The 2,839-nt window shown below is 36.7% G+C and carries 3 protein-coding genes; all 3 read right to left on the reverse strand.

The window, feature by feature from the left end:
- Positions 1-240 precede the first annotated feature (240 nt).
- The 3 genes from FJR06_RS21325 to FJR06_RS21335 are packed head-to-tail and all read right to left on the reverse strand — an operon-like array spanning position 241 to position 2,781.
- Positions 241-1,473, reverse strand: a complete 1,233-nt coding sequence (locus tag FJR06_RS21325) for a restriction endonuclease subunit S (RefSeq protein ID WP_168652227.1) — start codon at positions 1,471-1,473, stop codon at positions 241-243.
- Positions 1,474-1,516: 43 nt separating this feature from the next.
- Positions 1,517-2,557: a YhcG family protein gene (locus FJR06_RS21330; protein ID WP_371724278.1), complete on the reverse strand. Its 1,041-nt coding sequence runs from the start codon at positions 2,555-2,557 to the stop codon at positions 1,517-1,519.
- Positions 2,558-2,586: 29 nt separating this feature from the next.
- Positions 2,587-2,781, reverse strand: a complete 195-nt coding sequence (locus FJR06_RS21335; protein ID WP_168632103.1) for a type II toxin-antitoxin system HicA family toxin — start codon at positions 2,779-2,781, stop codon at positions 2,587-2,589.
- Positions 2,782-2,839: the final 58 nt, after the last annotated feature.

Below are 2,839 nucleotides of genomic sequence, written 5' to 3' on the forward strand. Positions count from 1 at the left end.
ATTTTTGCCGTTTTTGCCAAAAATTATCAAGGCTCTTATTTTGGCAATAGTATTGATAATATCAATAAACAGCCTGGACATTTTTTGTCCGAATCAGGATTTCCAGGATTAGAGGATTTTCAGGATTGATTTATTCGTTTTCTGTCGGAAATAAATACTATTTTATAATATCAACAAACATCCTGTACATCCTTAAATCCTGAGCATCCTGATTCAGACAAAATATTTTTATCATCTTTTCTATTTTTCCCCTTTATCTGCGGTGGTTGGTGAGCGAAGTTGAACTGTGAGTTCTCCTGTAAATGCTTTTTGTAGGATGGATTGTTTCAGTTCTTTTAATGCGGCGATTTTTTGGCGGTAGATGGTTTCGAGGCGTTGGGTTTCAGCGGAAAGAAAATCTAACTTTTCAACAATTTTTTCTTGCTCATCAATTAAAGGAAATGGAAATGTTTGTGATTCAAATGTTCCCATATTAATATTATCTTGGGCGCTTCCTTGTCCTTTAGCTTTTAGAATAAATTTGAATGCTTGTAGCATATATTCAACAAACATATTATTTGCTTTGTTTTGATCAACAACTAAACCAATAATACTATCAGGAATACAGGCTGCAAAATCTAATACTCCTGTTTCTGCTATATTTGCCGCAATAGTTATACATACTGTTCCTTTAGTCCACAACTTGCTCTGAGCTAAACCTACTTCATTATAAGTTTGTGAATATCTATTTACAATATGATTTGAATTTCTGATATCTCCTGTTTGAATAAATGGATATTGACCATCATAAAGTTTTTTATCATTTCTTGGTCGGTGTTTTGATTTTCCTCTACTAAATTGAGTTGATATTTCGTGAAGTGTTTTCTCTTCCCACCCGTCGCCTTTTTGGGTAAAGATTGAATTTAGATAACTTTCAAATAATTCGCGGGCATTAGAGAGGTTTTTTTCCGTATTACGAATCGCTCTATCAATCCCCTCAAATGCTTCATCTGCGATCGCCACAATCCGCTTTTGTTCTGGAAGTGGGGGAATAAAAATACTTTGACTACTTACATCTCCATCATTAACTGCTGGGTAACTAGCACCTTTTTGAAGTTGCTCCATTGCTCCCATGAAATTTTTAGTAAACAGGAAATAAAATAGAAATTTTCCTTCTACAAAATCTTTGGGTCTTAAAACAAAATAACCTGTACTACAAACCTGACCATCTAAATATTGTGGAACTTCAGCAATTCTTTTGAGAGTTGGACGAACTGTTGCAAATAAAATATCACCTTTTCTTACAAGTCTTCTAGCACGACTTGGGGCATTTTTACCAACAATTGTAGATACTTCTTGAATTACAAATCTTTTGTTGCAAATACTAGAAACATCAATATACTCAAAACTAGCGTTAGGATTTTTCTGGGGGTTAATAGTTTCAGTTTTTTGAAGAACATCTATTAACTTCATCTCTTTCCAATCTGTGTTCATAACATTCCCCAATTCAAAATTCTTTTGACAAAAACTAAGAGATTTAATCTAATTCTATCTCCTGCCCATCCCATAATCTTAACCGTTTAGCAATCTCTTCAGGACTAGGCAACTGCTCACGATAAGCATCAGGCAACTGCGGTACAATTGTATATGTCGCCACCCCAATCGGACGGGATGCCGTTCGCAAAGCATATTCCACCACCGTTTTATTTTTATAACGACAAATAATCATTCCTATCGGCGGATTTTCACCCTCCATCTTTTCTTGACAATCCAAAGCCTCCAGATAAAATTCCATTTTGCCCTTATGTTCCGGCTTAAAATCACCTATTTTCAACTCAATTGCCACCAAACAGCGTAACCGACGATGAAATAATAGTAGATCAATAAAGTATTCCTGACCACCCACCTCCAGCCGATATTGATTACCAATAAACGCAAACGCACCCCCCAACTCAGACAGAAACCCCCGTAAATTCTGCACCAAAGACCGCTCTAAATCCCGTTCTGAATGTTGTTCCGCCAAATCCAGAAAATCAAAAGTATAGTTATCTTTAACCGCCAGTACCGCCTGTGCCTTGATATCATCGGTTACAGTGGCATCAAAATTAGTTTGATTCAGTAAATATTTCTCATAACTCTTATTATCTACTTGATGCTGAAGTACCGCCTTTGTCCAGCCATAACGAGCCGTAGCCCGGAGATAAAATTCCCGCTCCAAATCATCTTTACAACGACTAAAAATAATCAGATTTTTCGTCCAACTAATTTCTCTAACCAATGGTTGGAGATTTGGCTTATCCACATATTCACCGTAAAACTGGCGCATAAACCATAAATTTGCCGCCGAAAACCCATTCCGTCCTGGAAACTCACCTTGTAAATCTCGCGCTAGAGTTTCCACCACAGATTTACCCCAGCCCAGGGTTTCCTGCTTGTGATGAATTAACTCGCCAATTTCCCAATATAGCCGCACTAATTCCCGATTTACACTGCGTAAAGCTGCCAATTGGCGATCGCGGATTCGCTGTTTAATCTCATAGCAGAAATTAGCATAATCCTGAGAACTTATCTCACTCACAACATCCCCCAATCAGAGCAAATATATTTCTAATCTTGTTCATAAGCAGCAATAAAATCATCCCGTGAAATACCAGATTGAGTACAGATACTTCTGAGAGTAGAACCTTTAATAAGTTTATGATTTGGTAAAGTTAAAGGAGTATTTGTGCCATCAGAATTTTGTCTAATCATAGAAATATGCTCTTTTTCTCGTACTATTAAAAATCCAAAACTTTCAAGCACCTTAGAGGTTGTTTGAAAAGTATTATATCAAACCCGTAATCTCCAAAAACCTAACCCC

Source organism: Dolichospermum sp. UHCC 0352 (assembly GCF_009711925.1).
GTDB lineage: Bacteria > Cyanobacteriota > Cyanobacteriia > Cyanobacteriales > Nostocaceae > Dolichospermum > Dolichospermum lemmermannii.